This is a genomic window from Geodermatophilus sp. URMC 63, from assembly GCF_053502565.1.
On sequence record NZ_CP199956.1, the window covers coordinates 730,378 to 755,074 of the forward strand.

A 24,697-nucleotide genomic window follows, 5' to 3' on the forward strand; every position below is an offset into this window, starting at 1 on the left:
TCCCTCACCGTCCACCGTGAGGGAGGACGCGCCATGATCAGGTCACCTGATCATCGCCACCGACACCCCAGGACGCGAGAGGGCCCCCGGACCGATCGGTCCGGGGGCCCTCGTCACGTGCTACGGAGCATCAGCCCCGCCAGTCGTACTCCTCGAGGCGCACGGCCTCGCCGGAACCCGACCCGAAGACGTCCGGGCTGTAGTACTGCCCGTCGTCGTACCCGGCCATCGTGTAGACGGCGGCGCGGGCCTCCTCGGTCGGCTCGACCGTGATGTTGCGGTAGCGGCTGATGCCCGTACCCGCCGGGATCAGCTTGCCGATGATCACGTTCTCCTTGAGGCCGAGCAGGCTGTCGCTCTTGCCCTGGATCGCGGCGTCGGTGAGCACCTTGGTCGTCTCCTGGAAGGAGGCGGCCGACAGCCACGACTCGGTAGCGAGCGAGGCCTTGGTGATGCCCATGAGCACCGGACGGGCCGAGGCCGGCTCGCCGCCCTCGGCGACGACGCGGCGGTTCTCCGTCTCGAACAGCGTCCGCTCGACCAGCGCACCGGGCAGGAACTCCGTGGCGCCCGAGTCGATGATGGTCACCCGCTTGAGCATCTGGCGGATGATCACCTCGATGTGCTTGTCGTGGATCGACACGCCCTGGCTGCGGTAGACCTCCTGGACCTCGCGGACCAGGTGCAGCTGCACCTCGCGCGGGCCCATGATCCGCAGCACCTCGTGCGGGTCCACCGCACCCTCGGTCAGCTGCTCGCCGACCTCGACGTGGGCGCCGTCCTCGACCCGCAGCCGCGACCGGCGCGACAGCTTGTCGTAGACGACCTCGTCGGAGCCGTCGTCCGGGGTGATGGTCAGCTTGCGGAACTGCTCGCCGTCCTCGATCCGGACGGTGCCGGCCAGCTCGGCGATCGGGGCCTTGCCCTTGGGGACGCGGGCCTCGAAGAGCTCCACCACACGCGGCAGACCGTGGGTGATGTCCTCACCCGCGACACCACCGGTGTGGAAGGTGCGCATCGTCAGCTGGGTGCCGGGCTCACCGATGGACTGGGCGGCGATGATGCCGACCGCCTCACCGACGTCGACCAGCTTGCCGGTCGCCAGCGACCGGCCGTAGCAGGTGGCGCAGGTGCCCAGCAGCGACTCGCAGGTCAGGACGCAGCGGACCTTGACCTCGCTCACGCCGGCGTCGACGAGGGCGCCGATGAGCACGTCACCGAGGTCGGAGCCGGCCTGGGCGATCAGCGTGCCGTCCTCGGCCGTCACGTCGGCGGCCAGGGAGCGGGCGTAGACGCCGGTCTCGACGTGCGGGTCGCGGGTCAGCTGACCGTCGACCACCGTCGCGATCGGCATGATGACGCCGCGCTCGGTGCCGCAGTCCTCCTCGCGGATGATGACGTCCTGGGAGACGTCGACCAGCCGGCGGGTGAGGTACCCGGAGTCCGCGGTCCGCAGGGCGGTGTCGGCCAGGCCCTTGCGCGCGCCGTGCGTGGAGATGAAGTACTCCAGCACGGACAGACCCTCCCGGAAGTTGGCCTTGATCGGCCGCGGGATGATCTCGCCCTTCGGGTTGGCGACCAGACCACGCATGCCGGCGATCTGGCTGATCTGCATCATGTTGCCTCGGGCGCCCGAGTTGACCATGACCCAGACCGGGTTGGTGGTCGGGAAGTTGTCCACCATCGCCTGGCTGACCTCGGCCCGCGCGCGGGTCCAGATCTCGATGAGCTCGCCACGACGCTCGGCGTCGGTGATGACACCGCGCTCGTACTGCCGCTCGATCTGCCGGGCCTCGGCCTCGTGCCGGTCGAGGATCTCCTGCTTGGCCGGCGGGGTGACGACGTCGTCGATGGCGATCGTGACACCCGAGCGGGTGGCCCAGCGGAAACCGGCCGACTTGAGGGCGTCCAGCGTCGCCGCGACCTGCACCTTGGGATAGCGCTCGGCGAGGTCGTTGACGATCGCCCCGAGCTCCTTCTTCGGCACCTGGTAGTTGACGAAGCGGTAGTCCTCGGGCAGGGCCTCGTTGAACAGCACGCGGCCCAGGCTGGTCCGGACCAGCGCGGGCTGACCGGGGGTCCAGTCCTCCGGCTGCTCCCAGGCCTCGTTGACCTTGCCGTTGTCGACGCCGAACACCTCGTCGAGACGGATCAACGCCCGCTCCTGCAGACCCAGCGCACCCTTGTCGAACGCCATGATCGCCTCGGCGGTCGAGCCGTAGGCCGCCGGCTGGCCACCGTCGGCCTCGTACCGGCTGGCCACCAGGGTGGTCAGGTGGTACAGGCCCAGCACCATGTCCTGGGTCGGCGCGGTGATCGGGCGACCGTCGGCCGGGCTCAGGATGTTGTTGCTCGACAGCATGAGGATGCGGGCCTCGGCCTGCGCCTCGGCCGACAGCGGCAGGTGCACCGCCATCTGGTCACCGTCGAAGTCCGCGTTGAATGCGGTGCAGACGAGCGGGTGGATCTGGATGGCCTTGCCCTCGACCAGCTGCGGCTCGAAGGCCTGGATGCCCAGGCGGTGCAGCGTCGGCGCCCGGTTCAGCAGGACCGGGTGCTCGGTGATGACCTCCTCGAGCACGTCCCAGACGACGGGACGGGCACGCTCGACCATGCGCTTGGCGCTCTTGATGTTCTGCGCGTGGTTGAGGTCGACCAACCGCTTCATGACGAAGGGCTTGAACAGCTCCAGCGCCATCTGCTTGGGCAGGCCGCACTGGTGCAGCTTCAGCTGCGGGCCGACGACGATGACCGACCGGCCGGAGTAGTCGACGCGCTTGCCGAGCAGGTTCTGGCGGAACCGGCCCTGCTTGCCCTTGAGCAGGTCGCTCAGCGACTTCAGCGGGCGGTTGCCCGGGCCGGTGACCGGCCGGCCGCGGCGGCCGTTGTCGAACAGCGCGTCCACGGACTCCTGCAGCATCCGCTTCTCGTTGTTGACGATGATCTCGGGTGCGCCGAGGTCGAGCAGCCGCTTGAGCCGGTTGTTGCGGTTGATGACCCGGCGGTACAGGTCGTTCATGTCGCTGGTGGCGAAGCGGCCACCGTCGAGCTGCACCATCGGGCGCAGGTCCGGCGGGATGACCGGGACACAGTCGAGCACCATGCCCATGGGCGAGTTGCGCGTCTGCTGGAACGCCGCGACGACCTTCAGGCGCTTGAGGGCCCGCAGCTTGCGCTGGCCCTTGCCGTTGCGGATGGTGTCGCGCAGCGAGGCGGCCTCGGCGTCGAGGTCGAAGTCGGCCAGCAGCTTCTGCAGGGCCGCGGCACCCATGCCGCCCTCGAAGTACTCACCGAAGCGGTCGCGCAGCTCGCGGTAGAGGCCCTCGTCGGCGATGAGCTGCTTGACCTCCAGCTTGCGGAAGGTGTCGAGCACCTCCTCGAGGCGGTCGATCTCCCGCTGGGCGCGGTCGCGCAGCTGGCGCATCTCGCGCTCGCCGCCCTCGCGCACCTTGCGGCGGACGTCGGACTTGGCGCCCTCGGCCTCCAGCTCGGCCAGGTCGGCCTCCAGCTTCTGCTGGCGGGCCTCGACGTCGGCGTCGCGGCGGTTCTCGAGGTTGGACTTCTCCGCGCTGATCTCGGCCTCGATGGTCGGGAGGTCGCGGTGGCGCGTCTCGTCGTCGACCGAGGTGATCAGGTACGCGGCGAAGTAGATGATCTTCTCGAGGTCCTTGGGCGCCAGGTCGAGCAGGTACCCCAGGCGCGAGGGGACGCCCTTGAAGAACCAGATGTGGGTGACCGGCGCGGCCAGCTCGATGTGGCCCATCCGCTCGCGGCGGACCTTGGCCCGGGTCACCTCGACGCCGCAGCGCTCACAGATGATGCCCTTGAAGCGGACGCGCTTGTACTTGCCGCAGTAGCACTCCCAGTCCCGCGTGGGACCGAAGATCTTCTCGCAGAACAGACCGTCCTTCTCCGGGCGGAGGGTGCGGTAGTTGATGGTCTCGGGCTTCTTCACCTCACCGTGCGACCACTGGCGGATGTCGTCGCCGGTGGCCAGACCGATGCGGAGCTCGTCGAAGAAGTTGACGTCGAGCACTGAGTGGACCCCTTCCCGGGGGCTCGTTACTGCACTTCTAGCTGTTTGTCAGGGGCGCCGGCCGGCCCCGCTGCTCGGGGCCGGCCGGCAGCCGATCACACGTCCTCGACGCTGGAGGGCTCGCGGCGGGACAGGTCGATGCCCAGCTCCTCCGCGGCCCGGAACACCTCGTCGTCGGTGTCGCGCAGCTCGATCGCCTGCCCGTCGCCGGAGAGCACCTCGACGTTGAGGCACAACGACTGCAGCTCCTTGAGCAACACCTTGAACGACTCGGGGATGCCCGGCTCGGGGATGTTCTCGCCCTTGACGATGGCCTCGTAGACCTTGACCCGGCCGAGGATGTCGTCGGACTTGATGGTCAGCAGCTCCTGCAGCGCGTAGGCCGCGCCGTAGGCCTGCATCGCCCAGCACTCCATCTCACCGAAGCGCTGGCCACCGAACTGCGCCTTACCACCCAGCGGCTGCTGCGTGATCATCGAGTAGGGGCCGGTCGAGCGGGCGTGGATCTTGTCGTCGACCAGGTGCAGCAGCTTGAGGATGTAGACGTAGCCCACCGAGATCGCCTCGGGGAAGGGCTCCCCGGAGCGGCCGTCGAACAGCCGCGCCTTGCCGGTCTCCTGCACCATCCGGTTGCCGTCGCGGTTCGGGGTCGTCGAGCCCAGCAGCCCGATGATCTCCTCCTCGCGCGCACCGTCGAAGACCGGCGTCGCGGTCCGCGTCCCCGGGGCGGCCGACTTCGCGGCCTCCGGCAGGTTGGCGGCCCACCCGGGCGTGCCCTCGACGTCCCAGCCCTGCTTGGCGATCCACCCGAGGTGGGTCTCCAGGACCTGGCCGACGTTCATCCGGCCGGGCACGCCCAGCGGGTTGAGCACGATGTCGACCGGGGTGCCGTCCTCGAGGAACGGCATGTCCTCCTGGGGCAGGATCTTCGCGATGACGCCCTTGTTGCCGTGGCGGCCGGCGAGCTTGTCGCCGTCGGAGATCTTGCGCATCTGGGCGACGTAGACCCGGATCAGCTCGTTGACGCCGGCGGGCAGCTCGTCGCCGTCCTCGCGGGAGAACACGCGGACGCCGATGACCTTGCCGGACTCACCGTGCTTGACCTTCAACGACGTGTCGCGGACCTCGCGGGCCTTCTCGCCGAAGATCGCGCGCAGCAGCCGCTCCTCGGGGGTCAGCTCGGTCTCGCCCTTGGGCGTGACCTTGCCGACGAGGATGTCGCCGGGGACGACCTCGGCGCCGATGCGGATGATGCCGCGCTCGTCGAGGTCGGCGAGGACCTCCTCGGAGACGTTCGGGATGTCCCGGGTGATCTCCTCGGCACCGAGCTTGGTGTCGCGCGCGTCGACCTCGAACTCCTCGATGTGGATCGAGGACAGGACGTCGTCCTGCACGAGGCGCTGCGACAGGATGATCGCGTCCTCGTAGTTGTGGCCCTCCCACGGCATGAACGCGACGAGCAGGTTCTTGCCCAGCGCCATCTCGCCCTGGTCGGTGCACGGACCGTCGGCGATGACCTGGCCGACCTCGACCCGCTGGCCCTCGTCGACGACGGGGGTCTGGTTGATCGAGGTGCCCTGGTTCGAGCGGCGGAACTTCAGCAGCCGGTAGGTCTGCCGGGTGCCGTCGTCGGCCATGACGGTGACGTAGTCGGCCGTGGAGTCCTCGACCACACCGGCCTTCTCCGCCACGACGACGTCACCGGCGTCGACGGCGGCCCGCAGCTCCATGCCGGTGCCGACCAGCGGCGCCTCGCTGCGCAGCAGCGGGACGGCCTGGCGCTGCATGTTCGCGCCCATGAGCGCGCGGTTGGCGTCGTCGTGCTCGAGGAACGGGATCATCGCCGTCGCGACCGAGGTCATCTGCCGCGGCGAGACGTCCATGTAGTCGACCTCGGCCGGCGGCAGGTAGTCGACCTCGCTGCCCTTGCGCCGGACCAGCACGCGCTCCTCGGCGAAGCGGCCCTGCGCGTCCAGCGGCGAGTTGGCCTGGGCGACGACGAAGCGGTCCTCCTCGTCGGCGGTCAGGTAGTCGATCTGGTCGGTGACCGTGCCGTTCTCGACCCGCCGGTAGGGGGTCTCGATGAAGCCGAAGGCGTTGACCCGGCCGTAGGCCGACAGCGAGCCGATCAGGCCGATGTTCGGACCCTCGGGGGTCTCGATCGGGCACATCCGGCCGTAGTGGCTCGGGTGCACGTCGCGGACCTCCATGCCGGCCCGCTCACGGGACAGGCCGCCGGGACCCAGCGCCGACAGGCGGCGCTTGTGGGTCAGGCCCGCGAGGGGGTTGGTCTGGTCCATGAACTGCGAGAGCTGGCTGGTGCCGAAGAACTCCTTGATGGAGGCGACGACCGGCCGGATGTTGATCAGGGTCTGCGGCGTGATCGCCTCGACGTCCTGGGTCGTCATCCGCTCGCGGACGACGCGCTCCATGCGGGAGAGGCCGACCCGGATCTGGTTCTGGATCAGCTCACCGACGGTGCGCAGGCGGCGGTTGCCGAAGTGGTCGATGTCGTCGACACCGTGGTCGGGCTCGCCGGCGTGCAGTCGCACGACGTACTCGATGGTGGCGACGATGTCGTCCTCGGTCAGCGTCGAGGTGCCCTGCGGGACGTCGACGCCGAGCTTCTTGTTGACCTTGTAGCGGCCGACCTTGGCCAGGTCGTAGCGCTTCGGGTTGAAGAAGAGGTTCTCCAGCAGCGCCTGCGCGCTCTCCCGCGTCGGCGGCTCGCCCGGCCGCAGCTTGCGGTAGATGTCGAGCAGGGCCTCGTCCTGCCCGGCGACGTGGTCCTTCTCCAGGGTGGCCAGCACCGTGGGCGACCACTGGAAGTGCTCGCGGATGCGGTCCTCGGTCCAGCCCAGCGCCTTGAGCAGCACGGTGACCGGCTGGCGGCGCTTGCGGTCGATGCGGACGCCGACGGTGTCGCGCTTGTCGACGTCGAACTCCAGCCACGCACCGCGGCTGGGGATCACCTTGGCGCTGAAGACGTCCTTGTCCGACGTCTTGTCCAGGGTCTTGTCGAAGTAGACGCCGGGGCTGCGGACCAGCTGCGAGACGACGACGCGCTCGGTCCCGTTGATGACGAACGTGCCCTTGTTCGTCATGATCGGGAAGTCGCCCATGAACACCGTCTGGCTCTTGATCTCGCCGGTGGTGTTGTTCATGAACTCGGCGGTGACGAACAGCGGCGCCGCGTAGGTCATGTCCTTGTCCTTGCACTCCTCGAGGGACGCCTTGACGTCCTCGAAGCGCGGGTTGGAGAAGGACAGCGACATCGAGCCGCTGAAGTCCTCGATCGGGGAGATCTCCTCGAGGATCTCGGCCAGCCCGCCGATGGCGGAAGCCTGGTCCTCGGGTGCCAGGGTGGCCTTCCACTCGGGGCTGCCGACCAGCCAGTCGAAGGAGGCGGTCTGCAGCGCCAGCAGGTCCGGCACCTCGAGGGGCTCGGAGATCTTGGCGAAGGAGACGCGCAGCGGCGCGCCGGGGATCTTCTGCTGGTCGGCCTCACCGGTGCGGGGGCCGGTCTGGGGAGCCTGTGACTGCTGGCCGTAGGGGCCGGCGTCGGTGGTGCGGGGGTTGATGCTGGTGGGGCGAGAGCCTGCCAAGATGCGTCCTTCCAAGGACCTCACGACGTGCGGGCGGTCGGTGCGGGTTCGTCCTGGGTCGTCGTCGGTGATGGCGGCGCCGTCCGCGGCGTCCGGCCCACTGTGTCGACGGGGAGGTCGACGGGGAGGTCCACGGGGGACCGGGCGATCCCGGGCACCCCAGGTGACCCGTCTCGGCGGGCAGGCAGTCGGAGGGCAGCGCAACAGGGAACCTTACCCCTGCTGACGCACGCTGTCCACGTCGGGGAGGTGGGGGCGACCCACGCCACACCCCCGGGAAGGACAGCGACTCGCGTCCGGGCGGTTCCGCGCGGCAATGATGCCAGTCCCCGGTGCCCGTTGTCTCCGCCACGCCGTCCGGCGGGCAGTCCCTGGCCGCACCGAGTCCCGCGCGGCGCTCCCCTCGGCGTCCTGCGCGACGGCCCCCCAGCGGGGCGCGGGGAGGCCCGGCCGGCGTCCGCGCGAGGGGTCGGCGGCCCCTCGACCGGGCCGGGCGCGGCAGGCGCACCTCGCGGCCCGGGACGCCACAGGGGCCGCCCTCCCGGAGGAGGACGGCCCCTGTGGCGTGCCCGGTGCTGCGGCCCCGGCCTGGTGCGGCCGGGCGGGGGTCACCCGAGGGTGACCGACCCGGCCGTGGGAACGGCCGGGCGGGGGGTCACTTGACGGTGACGGTGGCGCCGGCGCCCTCGAGAGCGGCCTTGGCCTTCTCGGCGGCGTCCTTGGCGACCTTCTCCAGGACCGGCTTCGGCGCGCCGTCGACGAGGTCCTTGGCCTCCTTGAGGCCGAGCGAGGTCAGGCCGCGCACCTCCTTGATGACCTGGATCTTCTTGTCGCCGGCAGCCTCGAGGATGACGTCGAACTCGTCCTGCTCCTCGGCGGCGGGGGCACCGCCGTCGCCGGCACCGCCGGCGGTCGGGGCGGCCGCGACGGCGACGGGGGCAGCCGCGGTGACCTCGAAGGTCTCCTCGAACTGCTTCACGAAGTCGGACAGCTCGAGCAGCGTCATCTCCTTGAACGCGTCGAGCAGCTCCGTGGTGGACAGCTTGGCCATGATCTCTCCTTGGGGGTCAGTCGGTGCTGGCCGCGGTGTCCGCGGCGTCAGCGGTGTCGGGGGTGGTGTCGGCAGCAGCGGTGTCGGCGGCGGGAGCGGCGGAGCCCTCGGCGGACTCCTTCTTCTCCTGCAGCGCGGCGGCCAGGCGGGCGACCTGCGACAGCGGGGCCTGGAACAGGCCGGCGGCCTTGGTCAGGTTGCCCTTCATCGCGCCGGCCAGCTTGGCCAGCAGCACCTCGCGCGGCTCGACGTCGGCCAGGGCGGTGACCTCGGCGGGGCTGACGGTGCGGCCCTCGACGACGCCGCCCTTGACGACGAGCAGCGGGTTGGCGCGCGCGAAGTCGCGGATCGCCTTGGCGGCCTCGACGACGTCGCCCTCGATGAAGGCGATCGCGGTCGGGCCGTTGAGCAGCGGGGCCAGGTCGGTGTGGCCGACCGAGTCCGCCGCCCGCTTCGTCAGGGTGTTCTTGACGACGGCGTAGCTGCTGCCCGCACCGAGGGAACGGCGCAGCTGGGTCAGCTGCGCCACGGTCAGCCCGCGGTACTCGGTGAGCACGGCCGCGCTGGACTTCTGGAACCGCTCGGTGATCTCGTCGATCACCGCGGCCTTCGCCTGCGTGGGCATGGGCCTCCTCTCGTCTGACGGGCGACCGCTCGTACGCCGTACGAGGGCGGGCGATCCCGGGCCCGGAGACGAGGAACGCCCCGGCGCAGGGCGCACGGGGCGAGGGACGCGGGCACGGGGCGCCGCGTCGATCGATCCGTCCTCCTGCGCGGGTCGCCCGGGGATCCGGGACCTTCGATCACACGCGGACGTGCGACGACCAGCGGTCGTGGGGGAACGCCGACGAGCGTACACGGGGTGAGCGTCCGGTCGTCCGGCCCCCGGGTCAGCGCTCCCAGCTCCGCCGGGTGCGTCCATCCGGTGCCAGCCGAACCGGGCGGACCAGGGCTCCAGGTCGAGGTGGTCCTGGCCCAGGGCGACCAGGAACCGCCGTGTCCCGCCCAGCCGGAGCCACTCGGCCACGTGCGCCACCAACCAGGTGCCGATCCCGGCACCGCGGGCGTGCTCGGCGACGTGCAGCTCGGCCAGGTCGGCCCAGCCGTGCAGGCGGGAGAGGCTGCCGCCGCGGGTGTGGTCGTCCTGGGCCTCCGCGAAGCCGACGACCTCGCCGGCGAGGACCGCGTCGAACCGGGCGCCGAACGTCCCGACGATCCGGCGGACCGTCAGACCCGGCAGCGGCGCCGGACCGGGATCGGGGACGTCGCCCAGGCCGCCGGCGAGGTGGATCTCCTCGCGTGCCGTCCCCGCGTCGAAGCCTGCGGCGGTGAGGACGCCGGCCACGTGGGGCCAGGCGTCGGGGATGCCGTAGGTGGCCGGCGTGGGGAGGTCGCCGTCGGCGAAGCACCGCCGCACTCCCCAGCCGGCCAGCGACCGCAGGCAGGTCGCCGCCAGCGCCTCGCCGGCGGGCTGGTGCGCCGGCCAGCAGACGAGCCAGGCGATCTCGCCGGCGCCTCGCCAGTCCGGTGCGACGTCGGCATCCGCGCGGTAGCGGCGCAGGTGCGCGGCGGCGACATCTGCACACTCGCCGCCTCGAGGAGGCTGGTGCGCCCGGGTGTGCAGATCTCGCCGCAGAGACGACGGAGGCCCCGCAGCAGACGCTGCGGGGCCTCCGGGTGTCGCTGCCCGGTTCAGGCGGTGGGCTCGTCCACCAGCATGTTGCGGGTGCGGTTCGGGTCGACCGGGATGCCCGGGCCCATGGTCGTGGAGATGGTGACCTTCCTCAGGTACCGACCCTTGGCCGCGGCGGGCTTGGCCCGCAGGACCTCGTCGAGGGCGGCGGCGTAGTTCTCGACCAGCTTCTCCTGGTCGAAGGAGGTCTTGCCGATCACCAGGTGCAGGTTGGCCTGCTTGTCGACGCGGAAGTTGATCTTCCCGCCCTTGATGTCGTTGACCGCCTTGGTGACGTCGGGTGTCACCGTGCCGGTCTTCGGGTTGGGCATCAGGCCACGCGGGCCGAGGATGCGGGCGATCCGGCCGACCTTGGCCATCTGGTCGGGCGTGGCGATCGCCGCGTCGAAGTCCAGGAAGCCGCCCTGGATGCGCTCGATGAGGTCGTCGCTGCCGACGACGTCGGCGCCGGCGGCCTCGGCCTCGGCGGCGCGGTCACCGGTCGCGAAGACGATCACGCGGGCGGTCTTGCCGGTGCCGTGGGGCAGGTTGACCGTGCCGCGGACCATCTGGTCGGCCTTGCGCGGGTCGACGCCCAGGCGCATGGCCACCTCGACGGTGGCGTCGTAGGTGGTCGGCGAGGTCTCCTTCGCCAGACCGGCCGCCTGCAGCGGGCTGTAGAGCGACTCCCGGTCGACCTTGGCCGCGACCTCGCGGTACTTCTTGCCGTGCTTCGCCATGGTGGTGTCCTCTCCCCCGGGACGAGCCGGGGATCGTGTGGTGCGCGGGCCTGGCGCGGCCCTCCCACGAGTGCGCAGACGGGTCCGTGCGGACCCGGTGGTGCAACGCCGCCGTCGTCCGGCGGCTTCCGTCTCAACCCTGGACGGTGATGCCCATCGACCGGGCGGTGCCGGCGATGATCTTCTCGGCCTCGTCGAGGGAGTTGGCGTTGAGGTCGGCCATCTTGGTCTGGGCGATCTCGCGGACCTGGTCGCGCGTGACGGTGGCGACCTTGGTCTTGTGCGGCTCGCCCGACCCCTTCTCGACACCGGCGGCCTTGAGCAGCATGCGCGCGGCCGGCGGGGTCTTGGTGACGAAGGTGAACGAGCGGTCCTCGAAGACCGAGATCTCGACCGGGACCACGTTGCCGCGCTGCGACTCCGTGGCGGCGTTGTAGGCCTTGCAGAACTCCATGATGTTGACGCCGTGCTGGCCCAGCGCCGGACCCACGGGCGGGGCGGGGGTGGCCGCGCCGGCGTTGATCTGGAGCTTGATGACCGCGGTCAACCGCTTCCTGGGGGGCATGACTTCTTCCTTCTGTCCGACTGGGACGTCGTGGTCCGGGCTGGAAGGCCTCGGTGCAGGGACCCGCCCTGCGCGGAGCGTGGGGTGGGGGGCACCGAGGTCCTACAACTTGGCGACCTGGGTGAACGAGAGCTCGACCGGCGTCTCCCGGCCGAAGATGGAGACCAGCACCTGCAGCTTCTGCTGCTCGGCGTTGATCTCGTTGATCGTCGCCGGGAGGGTGGCGAAGGGGCCGTCCATGACGGTCACCGACTCGCCGATCTCGAAGTCGACGACGGTCGTCGGCGCCGCGGCGGCGGCCGGCGAGGCGGTCTCGGCGACCTTGGCCGCCTGCGGCGGGGTCGCCGGGACCAGCAGGTTGACGACCTCGTCGATCGACAGCGGCGAGGGCCGGGAGGTGGCGCCGACGAAGCCGGTGACGCCGGGGGTGTTGCGGACCGCGCCCCAGGACTCGTCGTTGAGGTCCATGCGGACGAGCAGGTAACCGGGCAGCTTCTTCCGGTTGACCTGGGTGCGCTTGCCGTTCTTGATCTCGGTGACCTCCTCGGTGGGCACCTCGATCTGGAAGATGTAGTCCTCCATGTCCAGCGACTGGATGCGGGACTCGAGGTTGGTCTTCACCTTGTTCTCGTAGCCCGCGTAGGAGTGGATGACGTACCAGTCGCCGAACTGGGTGCGCAGGGTGCGCTTGAGCGTCTCGCGCGGGTCCTCGTCCTCGGCCGCAGCCTCGGCCAGCGCCCCGGTGACGATCGGGTCGTGGTCGGGGGCGGGCGCGGCGAGCGGGTCGCCGACGAGGCTGTCGCGGCCGCCGCTCTCGACCACCGGGGTCACGTCGGCGACGCCGGTGGCGGTGTCCTGGCCGGTGGTGTCGACCGAGCCCTCGGCGGAGCCGACCTCGCCGGCGCCGGTCTCGAGGTCGACGCTGCCGCGCACGTCCATCCGCTGGTCGTCGAGGTCGATGGCCTCGACGTCGCTGTCGGTGTCGAAGGGCTCGCGGGGGTCGGTCACGGGGTTCTCTTCCTTGTCGGGGTGCGTGCAGGCGCGGGGGCGGGTCAGCCGAAGACGGCGAGCACGCCCTGCGCGAAGAGGACGTCCAGGCCGGCGACCAGCGCGACGATGAAGGCCACGAAGAGGATCACGACGGTGGTGTAGGTGACCAGCTCGCGGCGGCCCGGCCAGATGACCTTGCGCAGCTCGGCGACCACCTCGCGGAGGAAGCGGCGCAGACTGCGGCGCTGACGGACCTCGGTGGCCCGGGCGCGCTGGGCGGCGGCCCGCGAGCGCGTGCCGCCGTCCTCGGTCGCGCGGCCGGCGGGACGGCTGCCGGCCGCGCTGCTGCCGCGGGCGGCACGGCGGGTGCGCGGTGCGGCGGCCCCGTCCTCGTCGTCGTCGCCGGCGGTGATGCGGCCACCGCGCCGGCGGCTGGGCGCGGGCACGACCTTCTCCTCGTCGGCCTCGGCCTCGGCGGCGATCTCGGCCTCGGCGGCCTCGAGCTCGGCGGCGTCCTCGACGCCGGGGGCCTCCCGGTCGAGCTGCTCGTCGGTCAGCTCGGCGTCGGAGGCGGTGCGGGGGTCCTCCCCGCGGCCCGGCTTCTCGTCGCTCACTGCGCCTCGCTCGCGTCGTGGTGGTGGCCGCTGGTGTCGGGCCCTGGGGTCTGGTGCGTCACGGGCTGGTGCGTCCCGTGCGGCGCCGTCCGTGCCGGCGCACGGTCGGTGCCGGGTCGTGCTGCCCACCGGCACGGCCGGCGGCACGGGCAGGGGTGACAGGACTTGAACCTGCAGCCTGCGGTTTTGGAGACCGCTGCTCTGCCAATTGAGCTACACCCCTAGTGCCCGGGAGCGCGCCGCGCGGGCGGCGGCTCCGAGCTGCCCCGGGGCGGCCGGGCCCGCCGTCCGGCGCGGTCCCCCGGGATCGGGGGCACGCCGGTGGCGGGGTCGATCACCCCAGGGCCGCCAGTGTACGGGACCGCGCCCGGTGCCCGTGACCGCGCTCCGGCCGGCGCCCCCCGGACAGGTCCGGCGTGGGCGGCGAGCGCCTCCTCGACGGCACGGCACTCCCCCGCGGCGCGCGGCGGACGGTCGGGTGGCGGCGGCGACGTCGGTCCCGCACGTGCGGCCGCGCCGGACCGGGAACTGACGGGGCCCACCCGGGCGCCCTCCGACATGATGGGGACATGACCGCCGTCTCCCCGCCGGAGTCCGCCACCCTCTCCCCCGCCGAGCGTCGCGTGTCGCGGCGCATCGGGTCCATCGCCGAGTCCGCGACCCTCGCGGTCGACGCCAGGGCGAAGGCGCTCAAGGCGGCGGGCAAGCCGGTCATCGGCTTCGGGGCCGGCGAGCCGGACTTCCCGACGCCGGACTACGTCGTCGAGGCCGCCGTCGCCGCCTGCCGCCAGCCGGCGATGCACCGCTACACCCCGGCCGGGGGGCTGCCGGCGCTCAAGGAGGCGATCGTCGCCAAGACCGCCCGCGACTCGGGCCTGTCGGTCACCCCGGCCCAGGTGCTGGTCACCAACGGCGGCAAGCAGGCGGTGTACGAGGCCTTCGCCACGATGCTCGACCCCGGCGACGAGGTGCTCGTCCCGGCGCCGTACTGGACCACCTACCCCGAGGCCATCGCGCTGGCCGGCGGCGTGCCGGTGCCCGTGGTGGCCGACGAGCAGAGCGGCTACCTGGTCTCGGTGGCGCAGCTGGAGGCCGCCCGCACCGAGCGGACCAAGGTCCTGCTGTTCGTCTCGCCGTCCAACCCGACCGGCGCCGTGTACCCGCCCGACCAGGTGGAGACCATCGGCCGCTGGGCGCTCGAGGCCGGGCTGTGGGTGCTCACCGACGAGATCTACGAGCACCTCACCTACGACGGCGTGACCGCGCCGTCGATGCCGGTCCTCGTCCCCGAGCTGGCCGACCGCTGCGTCGTCGTCAACGGCGTGGCCAAGACCTACGCGATGACCGGCTGGCGGGTGGGCTGGATGGTCGGCCCGGCCGACGTCGTCAAGGCCGCCACCAACCTGCAGTCGCACGCCACCTCCAACGTCGCCAACGTGTCGCAGGCCGCCGCGGTGGCCGCGCTCACCGGTGACCTGTCGGCGGTGGCGGAGATGCGGACGGCGTTCGACCGTCGGCGGAGGACGATCGTGTCGATGCTGCGGGAGATCCCCGGCGTGGCCTGCCCCGAGCCGCAGGGCGCCTTCTACGTCTACCCGTCGGTCAAGGCGCTGCTCGGCCGTCCGATCGGGGGCCGGACGGCGTCGGACACCGTGGAGCTCGCCGAGATCGTCCTGGAGCAGGCGGAGGTCGCCGTCGTCCCCGGGGAGGCGTTCGGGACCCCCGGCTACCTGCGGATGTCCTACGCACTCGGCGACGACGACCTGGTGGAGGGCGTCAGCCGCATGCAGCGGCTGCTCGGCGGAGTCGGCTGACGGAACCGGCTGACGGCGCCGGACTCCCGGGCGCTCGGTCGGAGAGCGGGAGGACCCCGTCCTCCTCCCGCCTCGCACGCTCGGCGCGAGCCTCGGGACGGAGCCTCAGTCCAGGGCGCCGGCGCGCACCAGCACGTCGAGGGCGGCCGGGAGGTCGGCCAGTGCCGCGGCCAGGTCCTCGGGTGTGGCGATCGTCCACGCGCTGGTCTGCACGTAGCAGCGCAGCGCCGCGTCGAAGGCCTCCGGACCGGCGGCCTGGCGGGCGGCCAGCAGGGCGGCGCCGCCCTTGCCGTAGACGACGTCGAAGTAGGTGCCGGTGTCGTCGAACTCGTCCATCGACGCGCCGACGTCGCCCGGGACGGCCAGCGCCCTGTCCTGCGCCGCCTGCGGCGCCTGGTCGTCGAGGGACTCGGCGTAGGTGGCGAACGCCTCGTCCAGCCACGGATCGCGGAACTGCGAGTCGCCGACCATCCCGTAGAACCACATGTGCGCGACCTCGTGCTCGAGCACCACCCGGCTGGCGCCGGCGAGCAGGATCGAGCTCGGGTACTCGATGCCGCCGCCCTCGTCGGGCAGCAGCGGCACGGTGAGGGTGGCGTAGGGGAACGCGCCGAAGCGGTCGGCCAGGGCGGTGACGTCCTCGCCGGCCCAGTCGGCGAGCTCGCCGGGGCCGATCCCGGCGTCCGGCAGCACCCCGGTGGTGATCTCCACGCCCGCCGGGGTGGTGAGCGTGGCGGTGCGGAACTCCCCGGCGGCCACGCTGACGTCGCGGGCCACCGGCTCGTGCGAGGTCCAGGTGCGCCGCCCGTCCTCGGGCGCGGTGGGCTCGTCCTGGTCACCGGTCATCAGCACGGTGAGCTCCTCGGGCACCGAGACGCTGACCGTGGTATCGGCGACCGGGCTGGTGGCGGTCTCGCCGAGGATGCCGACGAACGGGTCGTGGGCCCAGCCGACGCCGGGCTCCCACGCGAGCAGCGGGAAGCCGCTGGCCCACCAGGAGGCGCCCTCGACCGCGCCGAGCCGCTCGAAGCCGCCCCCGCCGAGGGCGACGGTGAAGTCCAGCTCCACCTCGGTGGACTCCCCCGCCCCGAGCTCGTCGTCGAGGGTCACCACGTAGAGGCCGCCGGGCTCCTCGGCGCCGGCGTCCTCGTAGCCGGACCGCTCGACGTCGTCGCCGCGGACGTCGTCGACGGTGAGCCGGTTGCCGAGCCCGGCCGCGCCGGGGCCGTTGGGCACCAGCCGGAAGACCATCTCCCCGGTGGCGACGTCCGGGGTGAAGACGACGGTCTCGGTGCCGGTGACCGTGCGCAGGTCGTCGGAGAGCCGGAAGTCGAGGTCGACGACGGGGCGGTCGGGGTCGGGCTCGGCCCGCCCGCCCGGGCAGCCCTCCTCGTCACCGGCCGGGGACGACGGGGCGGCGCCCCGGCCGGCCGCATCCCGCTCGGCGGCGAGGGTCTGGGCGAAGGACGTGCAGCCGGTCAGCAGGAGCAGCGCGGCGGCGGCGGGCACCACCCGCCGGGCGGTCATGCCAGGGCGACGGTGGCGCGGGCCAGCGAGAGGACCTTCTCGCCGCCACTGGTGACCGTGAGGTCGACGCGCACCCGGCCGCCGTCGAGGACGGCCCCGACCCTCCCGCGGACGGTGACCTCGGCGCCGGTCTCGTCGTCGGGGACGACGACGGGGCGGCTGAAGCGGACCTGGTACTCGACCACCGCGCCCGGGTCGCCGGCCCAGTCGGTGACCGCCCGGGCGGCCAGGCCCATCGTGAGCATGCCGTGGGCGATGACCCCGGGCAGGCCGACGGAGGCGGCGACCCGGTCGCTCCAGTGGATCGGGTTGAGGTCCCCCGAGGCGCCGGCGTAGCGGACCAGGTCGGCGCGGGTCACCCGGTGGGTCTGCTCGGGCAGCTCGGTGCCGACGGCGACCTCGGCGGCGCGCGGCCGGGCGGTCACGCCGTCCCCCGCGCCACGAGCAGGGAGGTGGCGGTGCAGACGGCCTCGCCGTCCTCGGTGGCGACGTCGACCCGGGTGGTGAGCATGTCGTTGCCGGCCACGCTGCGGACCGCCTCGATGGTCGTCGTGCTCACCAGCCGGTCGCCGGCCCGGATCGGGCGGTGGTGGGTGAAGCGCTGCTCGCCGTGCACGACCCGGCTGTAGTCGAGGGCCACCTCCGGGTCGGCCAGCACGACGTCGGCCGCGCCGAGGGTGACCACGATGGCGAAGGTGGGCGGCGCGACGACGTCGGGGTGGCCCAGCGCGCGGGCCGCCGCGGGGTCGGTGTGCGCGGGGTCGGCCGCGCCGACGGCGGCGGCGAACTCGGCGATCTTCGCGCGGCCCACCTCGTAGACGGCGGAGGGCGGGTAGCCGCGCCCGACCAGTCCTGCGTCCAGCGCCACTCCCGCCCTCCCTCGTCCCTCGCGAGCCGGCGTCAGCGGGTCTCGCGGTGGACCGTGTGCCTCTTGTCCGTGGGGCAGTACTTCTTCAGCTCGAGCCGGTCGGGGTCGTTCCGACGGTTCTTGCGGGTGATGTAGTTGCGGTTCTTGCACTCCTGGCAGGCCAGGGTGATCTTCGGACGGACGTCGGTGGCTGCCATGGAGGCTCTCCTCGCCTTGTCGGTACCGACCCGCGGCGGGCCGGGGATCCGTGGCGGCGGGAGCCGACACGGCGACGGACCCCGGGGAGCCGGGGTCCGTCTGGGGTAGCGGTGACCGGATTTGAACCGGTGACACAGCGATTATGAGCCGCTTGCTCTGCCTGGCTGAGCTACACCGCCGGGAGGACCGCGCGGCCCGGTCTCGCGACTGGACCGGTGGTCGGAGCCCCTTTACGGAATCGAACCGTAGACCTTCTCCTTACCATGGAGACGCTCTGCCGACTGAGCTAAAGGGGCGTGCTCGAAGAGCCGTCGAGGACTATACCCGACTCCTTCCGGCTGCCCTGCAGGCCCCTTCCGCGAGCCCGGTGAGGCGCCGGGACGGCCGCTCGTCAGGTGCGGACGAACAGCCGGCGGTGCTGGGCACCGGCAGCGACGGACCGGACGCCGGTGCGGGCGAGCAGCCAGCTCTCCAGCCGCTCGTCGGGCAGCGGTCGGCTGACCAGGAAGCCCTGGAGCTTGTCGCAGCCCATCTCGGTGAGCAGCTTGCGGGTCAGCTCGTCCTCGACGCCCTCGGCCACGACCAGGAGGCCCAGGTTGTGGGCCAGCTCGATGATCGAGCGGGCGATGAACGTCGCGTCCTGGCTGGTGGACATCCCCAGCACGAAGGACTTGTCGATCTTCACCTCGTCGATCGGCAGTTGTCGCAGCTGGGACAGCGACGAGTAACCCGTGCCGAAGTCGTCCATGGACAGTCGCAGGCCCAGGGCGTGCAGCTCGGCCAGGACGTTGCTGGAGCGCACCGAGTCGTCGATGACGCTGCCCTCGGTGAGCTCGAGGATGAGCAGCTCGCCGGGGACGCCGTGGCGGCGCAGCGCCCGCTGCACCCGCTCGACCAGGTCCGGCTCGGTGAGGCACCGGGCGGAGAGGTTCACCGCGACCGACAGGGCGATGTCCTGGTCCAGCCAGCGGCGGCAGCGGGCCAGCGCCAGGTCGAGGACGTGGTCGGTGAGCGGGCCGATCCGGCCGATCTGCTCGGCGAGGTGGATGAAGTCGTCCGGCGGGATGGCGCCGAAACGCGGGTGGGCCCAGCGGACCAGCGTCTCGACCGAGACGATGTCGGAGGTCCGGGCGTCGATGATCGGTTGGAAGACCACGCTGATCTGCCCGTCGGCCATGGCCTGCTCGAGCTCGGTGCCCAGCTGCAGGCGGCGCAGGCTCTGCTGGTCGAGCACCTGGTGGTAGCTGGCCACGCGGCCACCGCCCCCGTCGCCAGCGGCCAGGAGCGCGACGTCGGCTCGCTGCATGAGCGTGCCGGAGTCGGTGCCGTGCACCGGCGCCGCGGCGACGCCGACGGTGAGCGTGACCTCCAGGTCCAGCCCGGCCACCCGGGCCCGGGTGGAGGTGGCCTCGCGCAGCCGGCGGGCAGCCCGCTCGGCCGCGGCCAGCGACAGCCCCGGCAGCAGGACGGCGAACTGCTCGCCCTCCATCCGGGCCACCAGGGCGTCGGGCGGCGCGTGCTCGCGCAGCAGGCCGGCGGTGACCAGTAGCAGCTCGTCGGCAGCTGCGTGCCCGAGGGTGTCGACGATCTCGGTGTGGTTGTCCAGGGCGGCCAGCACCAGGCCCAACCGGGCGCCGACGGGGTCGGCGGTGAGCACCTGGTCGATCTCGGTGGCCAGCCGCTGCCGGTTGGGCAGGCCGGTGAGCCGGTCGTGGTCGGCGTCGTAGCGGATCTGGGTCAGCAGCTGCTGCTGGCGGATGGCCGCGTTGACGTGGGTGAGCATCGAGTCCAGCGCGGAGCGGTCGCCCTCGGAGAAGGAGACGACGTCGCTGCGCCGGTCGCACACCTCGAGGTAGCCCGGCTCACCGGCCGCCGTGGCGATGGGCGCGCCGAGGACCTCCTCGGCACCGCGGCGGGCGAGGGCGGCCGCCTCCGCCGGGGTGGCCCGACCGACAGCGACCAGAACGGGGCCCGAGTTCCCGGGTTCCAGCGCGCGGCGCCGCAGGACGTCGTCGGGGTCACCGGGTCCGTCGTAGTACGCCATCTCCTCGTCCCCGACCACGACCAGCTGCGGGGCCTCGTCGAGGTACGGAGGCAGCCAGAGCGCGACCTTGTCGGCGTTGAGCAGCTCCCGTACCGCAGCCACCATCTGGCGCGTTCCCGCGTCGTCGGGACTGACGCTCTCCACCTGCCGGGCGAAGTCGTAGACCCGTTGGATGCTGCGCCGCTCGCGGGAGGCGGAGGCGGTCAGCCGGAAAGCAGCCACGATGGCGACGAGGACGGGCAGCACGAGCAGCCAGGCCCACGGGTTGGTACGCATGAGCAACAGCGACGCCACAGCGGCGGCGACGCTGAGCGGGCCGATGACGACCTGGGGACCGAGGGCGCTGAGCCAGAAGGACCAGTCAGGACGGCCGCCGGTCAGTGAGATCGCCGTCGCCACGCACAGCAGGGAGACGAGGTCGGCGACGGCGATCGCCACGACCAGCCCCAGCCATGTGACCGGCGAGGCGAGGTCCAGCGACGGGAAGGCGGAGAGCACGACGACGGCGGCGGCCGTGGTGAGGATCGCCGAGGCGACGTTGAAGACCGACTTGGCGAGCGGATACCGCTGGTGGGCCTGGATGAGGACCAGCGCGCAGCTGTGCATCAGCGTGGTCCAGAAGCCGCCGACCTCCACGAGACCGATGACGAGGACCAGTTCGGTCGTCGTGAGGATGTAGGTCTGCCGGCGCAGGTCGAGGTTGAACTGCACCGACTCAGTGAGCAGGAACGCGGCCAGGATCGTCAGGAGCACCAGCGGGGCGGCCGATCGGTAGGCCCCGGGCAGGACCAGGGCACCGACGAGACAGGCAAGCGGGGCCGCGGCGAGGGCCACGACCTCAGGGCGCCGCAGTGCCGGGTTTGGTCGTCCGGCGGATGCGGCCAGCGGCACGGGGGGCTCTGCAGGGGGAGCCGGTTGCTCGGCCAACGGGACCCTAGTCTCTTCGGGGGGCGGCGTCGGCAGAGGTTAACAGCGGACACGCTTCGCGAGACTCCTGCGCGGAGGTCCTCACCCGTCAGGGGCAGCCGTCCGATCGCGCGACGGCCCCGCGCGGCGGAGGGTCCGCGTCGGCCCGGGCAGGATCAGCCCCAGCGGGAGATGCGGCCCCAGCGGGAGATGCGCTCGGCGGTCGGGACGGTGGTGTTCATGACGCCTCCTGAGGCACGCAAGACAGCTCTTCTGGTGCGGGCTGTCACCCAGGCGCGGGGGCAGAGCGTCGTTCGTGTACGGACCGCAACCAAGACACTGCTGCCCTCACACGCGCGTGGCAACCACAGAAAATGACCAACAGGTGACACGCCGTTATACTTTTACAGTCTGTGTCGCAGACTCTTCCGTGTGTCACCGGATCGGGTGAAGGGCGGACACGGGGGACGGACCGTCCTGTGGAGGCGCGACTCTCTATAGGACGGCGGCCCTACGCTGCGCGCCGTGCCAGCGGGGACAGGGGCGGCCGACGCCGGCCGGGAGCGGGGCTCGGCTCTGCCGTTCGTGTTGGTCTGCTGGCTCGTGGCGGCGTTCACGGCCCTCGGGGCGATCGCGGCGTCCGACGCCTTCCTCGAGCGGCAGGACGTGCAGGCGGTCTGCGACGGCGCCGCGCTGGCCGCGGCCAACCGCACCGACGAGGGGCGGGTCTACGCGACTGGGGTCGGCGACTCGCTGCCGCTGACCACCGAGACCGCCCGGGGCGCGGTCGCCGACCACCTGGCCTACGGCGGCACGGGCCTGGACGCCTGGTCGGCGGAGTCCGACGGCGCGGAGGTCACCGTCCGCTGCAGGCGCTCGGTCGAGATCGCCTTCGGCTGGTTGTTCCTCGACGGTCGGCCCCTGGAGGTCACCGCCGTCGCCAGCGCCCGGGCTCCCACGCTCCCCTGAGCCACCCGGACGCGACAGCGGCCCCCGACCTGCCGGTCGGGGGCCGCTGCACGGGGGTGGCGGGTGAAGGATTCGAACCTTCGTAGGCTAAGCCGACGGATTTACAGTCCGCTCCCATTGGCCACTCGGGCAACCCGCCGTGGTCCCACGGGGAGAGAGTACAAGACGGGCCGGCGACGGCCCGACGGGTCCCGCACCGGGTCGCTCCGGCGCGGGGGGATGGAGCAGAGATGGCCGACGCGTCCTTCGACGTCGTGAGCAAGGTCGATCGCCAGGAGGTCGACAACGCGCTCAACCAGGCCGGCAAGGAGCTGTCCCAGCGCTTCGACTTCCGCGGCACGAACGCGGCCATCGCGTGGGCCGGCGAGGAGGGCGTCACCGTCACCGCCGACACCGAGGAGCGGGTGGTCGCCGCCCTCGACGTCTTCAAGGAGAAGCTCGTCAAGCGCGGCATCTCGCTGAAGTCCCTGGACGCCGGCGACCCGCAGTCCTCGGGGCGGACCTACAAGATCTCCGCGCGGATCAAGCAGGGCATCGAGTCCGACACCGCCAAGAAGATCGCGAAGATCATCCGCGACGAGGGCCCGAAGGGCGTGCAGGCACAGGTCCAGGGCGACCAGCTGCGCGTGAGCGGCAAGAAGCGCGACGACCTGCAGACGGTGCAGCAGCTGCTGCGCGGCAAGGACCTCGACGTCGCCCTGCAGTTCGACAACTACCGCTGAGCCGGCTGCCGCCCGCGGTGCCACGGCCCCCGTCCCGGACCCGGCGCGCGGCCGGCGGCGGGGCACGGCGGCGGCCCGGCGTGGTGGGACGGTGACCGCGGGGAGCGCGGGGACGGCCCTGCTGCGGGCCGAGGGCCTGCGGGTCGGCTACGCCACCGAGCCGGTGTGCGCGCCGGTCGACGTCGTCCTAGAGCCTGGGCGGGCCCTGGGCCTCGTCGGCGCCAACGGCGCGGGCAAGTCCACGCTGCTGCAGACCCTCGTCGGGCTCCTCGCCCCTCTGGGCGGGACGGTCGCCTTCGACGGCCGGGAGGTCGACGAGCGGCGGGCCGACTTCCGCCGGGACGTGGCCTGCGTGCTCGACGACGACGCGTTCTTCCCGTCGCTGACCGGCCGCGAGCACCTGCTGCTGACCGCGCGGGGCCACGGGGTGCGCGACGCCGAGGCGGTGGTGGAGGCCGAGGTGGCGGCGTTCGGGCTGGCCGACCGGGTCGACGCGCTGCCGTCGCAGCTGTCGTCCGGGCAGCGCCGCCGGCTGGCGCTGGCGGCGGCCCTCGTCCGGCCGGCCCGGCTCGTCGTGCTCGACGAGCCCGAGCGGCGTCTCGACGCCGGGATGCGCGCCCGGCTGGCCGGACGGCTGGCCCGGCACCGGGACGAGGGCGCCGCGCTCGTCTTCGCCTGCCACGACGCCGACTTCCTCCGCGCCGTGGCCGACGAGGTGCTCCTGCTCGGCGAGGCCGCCTGCCACCGGCTCGACCCGGCCGCGGCCGCCGACGTCCTCCCGACCCTGTGACCGGCTCGTCCCCTGTCGTCGCCGTCCGCGCGGCCGAGCTCTCCGGCGCCGCCGTCCGGCGGCTCACCCGGCGGGCCACGGCCGCCCGGGCCGACACCACGCTGACCGCCCGGCTCGGCGAGGTCCACGGCCACCTGGTCTCGGTGGCGATCGGCGTCGCGGTGCTCGCCGGGGCGGTCGCCTCGCTGCGCGAGCGGATCTCGCTGGCCGGGGCGCCGGTCACCGTGCCCGTGCTGCCGGCCGGGGTCACCGCCGCGGTCGCCGCCTCGCTGGCGGTCGCCGGTCTCGTCGTCTGCCTGGACCGGCTGGGACCGGTGAGCAGCACCCCCGCCGCGGCTGCCTGGTGGCTGCCGCTGCCGGCCGGCCGCCGCGAACTCCTGCGCGGGGAGCTGGTCCGGGTCGCCACGGCCGTCACCGGCACCGCCGTCGTGCTGGCCCTGCCGCCGGCGCTGACCCTGACCGACACCCCCTCCCCCGCCGGCGTCGCCGCCGTCCTCACCGGGACGGCGGGGTGCGCGGCCGCCGTGGTGGGGGCCGTGGCCCTCAACCAGACGCGGGGGCGACCGGGCCGGCTGGCACCCGTCGCCGGCGCCGTGGCCGTGGCGACCGCCGTGGCGGTGGTCGCCGTGGGCACCGCGTCCGCGCTGACCGGCGGCGGGGTCGTCCCCTCCCTGCCCGTGGCACCGACCGGCGGTGCAGTCGTGCTGGCGGCCGCGGCCGTCCCCCTGCTCGGCGGCGCCGTCGCCGGGCTCGACCGGCTGGGCGCCGCGCAGCTGCGCGCGCTCGGCGCGACGTCGCAGCACGCGGCCGCCTCGGCGGTCTCGCTCGACACCCGGGAACTGGGCCGGGCGCTGGCCGCCCGCCGTCCGCGCGCGCCCCGGCGCGGCCGCCGCTTCGCCCGCGTCTCCGGAGCCTGGCAGGCGGTGGTCGCCGCCGACGGCACCGCGCTGGTCCGCTCCCCGTGGCACCTCGGCCAGGCGCTGGTCGCGATCGCGGTCCCCGTCGTGGTCGCCCGCACCGAGGGGCTCGGGTCCCTCCCCCTGGCCGTGTGGACCGCGTGCGTGGCCGGCTGGGCGCTCGCGGCCGTCGCGGCCGGTCACCCGGCGCGTCAGGCCCAGGCGGCCCCGGCGCTCGACCGCCTGCTGCCGCTCTCGGCCGCCGGGGTCACGGTCGCGCGTGCCGTCGTGCCGTTCGCCCTGCTCGCGGCGGTGACCGCGCTGACCGGGCTGCTGATCGGCGTGGCGAGCGACGCGCCGGCCCTCGTGACCGGCCTGTGCGCCGCCACGGCTCCGGCCTGGGCCGCCGCGTCGCTGCGTGGCGCGTTCCGTGCCGAGATCGACTGGTCCGGCCCGGTCGTCGCCACCCCGATGGGCGTGGTCCCCACCGGGGTGGGGGCGACGCTCGTGCAGGGGGTCGACGTCGGGCTGGTGGGCAGCCTGCCGCTCGCCGTGGCCCTCGTCTCCGGTGGGCCGACGCCGTTCCTGCTGGCCGTCCAGCTCGCGTGGTCGGCGCTGCTGTGCGCCGGCGCGCTCGCCCTCGTGGCCCGCCGCGGCAGCCGGGCCCGGTGACGGCACCGCCCCGTGCCG

The 24,697-nt window shown here is 72.9% G+C and carries 18 protein-coding genes and 4 tRNA genes; 5 read left to right on the forward strand and 17 right to left on the reverse strand.

The window, feature by feature from the left end; genetic code table 11:
* Positions 1-130: 130 nt before the first annotated feature.
* The 9 genes from ACWIZO_RS03560 to ACWIZO_RS03600 form a co-directional block, all read right to left on the reverse strand.
* Positions 131-4,036: a DNA-directed RNA polymerase subunit beta' gene (locus tag ACWIZO_RS03560; RefSeq protein ID WP_448641151.1), complete on the reverse strand. Its 3,906-nt coding sequence runs from the start codon at positions 4,034-4,036 to the stop codon at positions 131-133.
* Between the two features lie 95 nt (positions 4,037-4,131).
* Positions 4,132-7,641, reverse strand: a complete 3,510-nt coding sequence (rpoB, locus tag ACWIZO_RS03565) for a DNA-directed RNA polymerase subunit beta (RefSeq protein ID WP_446757393.1) — start codon at positions 7,639-7,641, stop codon at positions 4,132-4,134.
* Between the two features lie 655 nt (positions 7,642-8,296).
* A complete protein-coding gene (gene rplL / locus ACWIZO_RS03570; RefSeq protein WP_448641152.1) occupies positions 8,297-8,692 on the reverse strand; it encodes a 50S ribosomal protein L7/L12 in 396 nt (131 codons plus the stop codon).
* 16 nt (positions 8,693-8,708) lie between these two features.
* Positions 8,709-10,109, reverse strand: a complete 1,401-nt coding sequence (gene rplJ / locus ACWIZO_RS03575) for a 50S ribosomal protein L10 (RefSeq protein ID WP_448641153.1) — start codon at positions 10,107-10,109, stop codon at positions 8,709-8,711.
* Positions 10,110-10,384: 275 nt separating this feature from the next.
* The gene (gene rplA, locus ACWIZO_RS03580; RefSeq protein ID WP_448641154.1) at positions 10,385-11,104 is read right to left on the reverse strand and encodes a 50S ribosomal protein L1; all 720 of its coding nucleotides are present in this window, start codon (positions 11,102-11,104) and stop codon (positions 10,385-10,387) included.
* Between the two features lie 133 nt (positions 11,105-11,237).
* On the reverse strand, positions 11,238-11,669 hold the full coding sequence (gene rplK / locus ACWIZO_RS03585; RefSeq protein ID WP_446757398.1) for a 50S ribosomal protein L11: 432 nt from the start codon (positions 11,667-11,669) through the stop codon (positions 11,238-11,240).
* A 102-nt stretch (positions 11,670-11,771) separates the two neighbouring features.
* Positions 11,772-12,677, reverse strand: coding sequence for a transcription termination/antitermination protein NusG (nusG, locus tag ACWIZO_RS03590; protein WP_448641155.1), 906 nt, complete (start codon positions 12,675-12,677; stop codon positions 11,772-11,774).
* A 44-nt stretch (positions 12,678-12,721) separates the two neighbouring features.
* A complete protein-coding gene (gene secE, locus ACWIZO_RS03595; RefSeq protein WP_448641156.1) occupies positions 12,722-13,273 on the reverse strand; it encodes a preprotein translocase subunit SecE in 552 nt (183 codons plus the stop codon).
* Between the two features lie 150 nt (positions 13,274-13,423).
* Positions 13,424-13,496 (reverse strand) — tRNA-Trp (locus tag ACWIZO_RS03600).
* A 346-nt stretch (positions 13,497-13,842) separates the two neighbouring features.
* Between ACWIZO_RS03600 and ACWIZO_RS03605 the strand changes: the two genes are divergently transcribed.
* On the forward strand, positions 13,843-15,087 hold the full coding sequence (locus tag ACWIZO_RS03605) for a pyridoxal phosphate-dependent aminotransferase (RefSeq protein ID WP_448641157.1): 1,245 nt from the start codon (positions 13,843-13,845) through the stop codon (positions 15,085-15,087).
* Between the two features lie 105 nt (positions 15,088-15,192).
* Here the strand turns inward: ACWIZO_RS03605 and ACWIZO_RS03610 are convergent, their stop codons facing one another.
* From ACWIZO_RS03610 to ACWIZO_RS03640, 7 genes are all read right to left on the reverse strand, one after another.
* Positions 15,193-16,614 (reverse strand): M1 family aminopeptidase, encoded by a 1,422-nt coding sequence (locus tag ACWIZO_RS03610; RefSeq protein ID WP_448641158.1) that lies wholly within the window; start codon positions 16,612-16,614, stop codon positions 15,193-15,195.
* A complete protein-coding gene (locus ACWIZO_RS03615) occupies positions 16,611-17,039 on the reverse strand; it encodes a MaoC family dehydratase (RefSeq protein ID WP_448641159.1) in 429 nt (142 codons plus the stop codon). Before ACWIZO_RS03615 ends, ACWIZO_RS03610 begins: the two co-directional genes overlap by 4 nt.
* The gene (locus ACWIZO_RS03620; RefSeq protein WP_448641160.1) at positions 17,036-17,482 is read right to left on the reverse strand and encodes an FAS1-like dehydratase domain-containing protein; all 447 of its coding nucleotides are present in this window, start codon (positions 17,480-17,482) and stop codon (positions 17,036-17,038) included. Before ACWIZO_RS03620 ends, ACWIZO_RS03615 begins: the two co-directional genes overlap by 4 nt.
* A gap of 32 nt (positions 17,483-17,514) precedes the next feature.
* A complete protein-coding gene (gene rpmG / locus ACWIZO_RS03625; protein WP_369202751.1) occupies positions 17,515-17,679 on the reverse strand; it encodes a 50S ribosomal protein L33 in 165 nt (54 codons plus the stop codon).
* A 106-nt stretch (positions 17,680-17,785) separates the two neighbouring features.
* Positions 17,786-17,859, reverse strand: a tRNA-Met gene (locus tag ACWIZO_RS03630).
* 44 nt (positions 17,860-17,903) lie between these two features.
* A tRNA-Thr gene (locus ACWIZO_RS03635) sits at positions 17,904-17,976 on the reverse strand.
* Between the two features lie 95 nt (positions 17,977-18,071).
* Positions 18,072-20,558 carry a putative bifunctional diguanylate cyclase/phosphodiesterase gene (locus ACWIZO_RS03640; RefSeq protein ID WP_448641161.1) on the reverse strand — a complete coding sequence of 829 codons (2,487 nt, stop codon included), beginning with the start codon at positions 20,556-20,558 and terminating at the stop codon, positions 18,072-18,074.
* Positions 20,559-21,155: 597 nt separating this feature from the next.
* Here ACWIZO_RS03640 and ACWIZO_RS03645 point away from each other — a divergent pair.
* Positions 21,156-21,599: a pilus assembly protein TadG-related protein gene (locus tag ACWIZO_RS03645; protein ID WP_448641162.1), complete on the forward strand. Its 444-nt coding sequence runs from the start codon at positions 21,156-21,158 to the stop codon at positions 21,597-21,599.
* Between the two features lie 57 nt (positions 21,600-21,656).
* On the opposite strand, the gene ACWIZO_RS03650 is transcribed toward ACWIZO_RS03645, so the two are convergent.
* Positions 21,657-21,738, reverse strand: a tRNA-Tyr gene (locus ACWIZO_RS03650).
* 91 nt (positions 21,739-21,829) lie between these two features.
* Here ACWIZO_RS03650 and ACWIZO_RS03655 point away from each other — a divergent pair.
* From ACWIZO_RS03655 to ACWIZO_RS03665, 3 genes are all read left to right on the forward strand, one after another.
* Positions 21,830-22,321, forward strand: coding sequence for a YajQ family cyclic di-GMP-binding protein (locus ACWIZO_RS03655; protein ID WP_446757408.1), 492 nt, complete (start codon positions 21,830-21,832; stop codon positions 22,319-22,321).
* A 91-nt stretch (positions 22,322-22,412) separates the two neighbouring features.
* On the forward strand, positions 22,413-23,111 hold the full coding sequence (locus ACWIZO_RS03660; protein WP_448641163.1) for an ABC transporter ATP-binding protein: 699 nt from the start codon (positions 22,413-22,415) through the stop codon (positions 23,109-23,111).
* The gene (locus ACWIZO_RS03665) at positions 23,108-24,679 is read left to right on the forward strand and encodes a DUF6297 family protein (RefSeq protein ID WP_448641164.1); all 1,572 of its coding nucleotides are present in this window, start codon (positions 23,108-23,110) and stop codon (positions 24,677-24,679) included. The genes ACWIZO_RS03660 and ACWIZO_RS03665 overlap by 4 nt, the downstream gene beginning before the upstream one ends.
* The last annotated feature ends 18 nt before the right edge of the window (positions 24,680-24,697 follow it).

Bases quoted from the DNA above. Each gene is read 5' to 3' on its own strand.
- rplL (WP_448641152.1), bottom strand. From the start codon at position 8,692: ATGGCCAAGCTGTCCACCACGGAGCTGCTCGACGCGTTCAAGGAGATG.
- rplA (WP_448641154.1), bottom strand. From the start codon at position 11,104: ATGGCGAAGCACGGCAAGAAGTACCGCGAGGTCGCGGCCAAGGTCGAC.
- rplK (WP_446757398.1), bottom strand. From the start codon at position 11,669: ATGCCCCCCAGGAAGCGGTTGACCGCGGTCATCAAGCTCCAGATCAAC.
- ACWIZO_RS03605 (WP_448641157.1), top strand. From the start codon at position 13,843: ATGACCGCCGTCTCCCCGCCGGAGTCCGCCACCCTCTCCCCCGCCGAG.
- ACWIZO_RS03610 (WP_448641158.1), bottom strand. From the start codon at position 16,614: ATGACCGCCCGGCGGGTGGTGCCCGCCGCCGCCGCGCTGCTCCTGCTG.
- rpmG (WP_369202751.1), bottom strand. From the start codon at position 17,679: ATGGCAGCCACCGACGTCCGTCCGAAGATCACCCTGGCCTGCCAGGAG.
- ACWIZO_RS03655 (WP_446757408.1), top strand. From the start codon at position 21,830: ATGGCCGACGCGTCCTTCGACGTCGTGAGCAAGGTCGATCGCCAGGAG.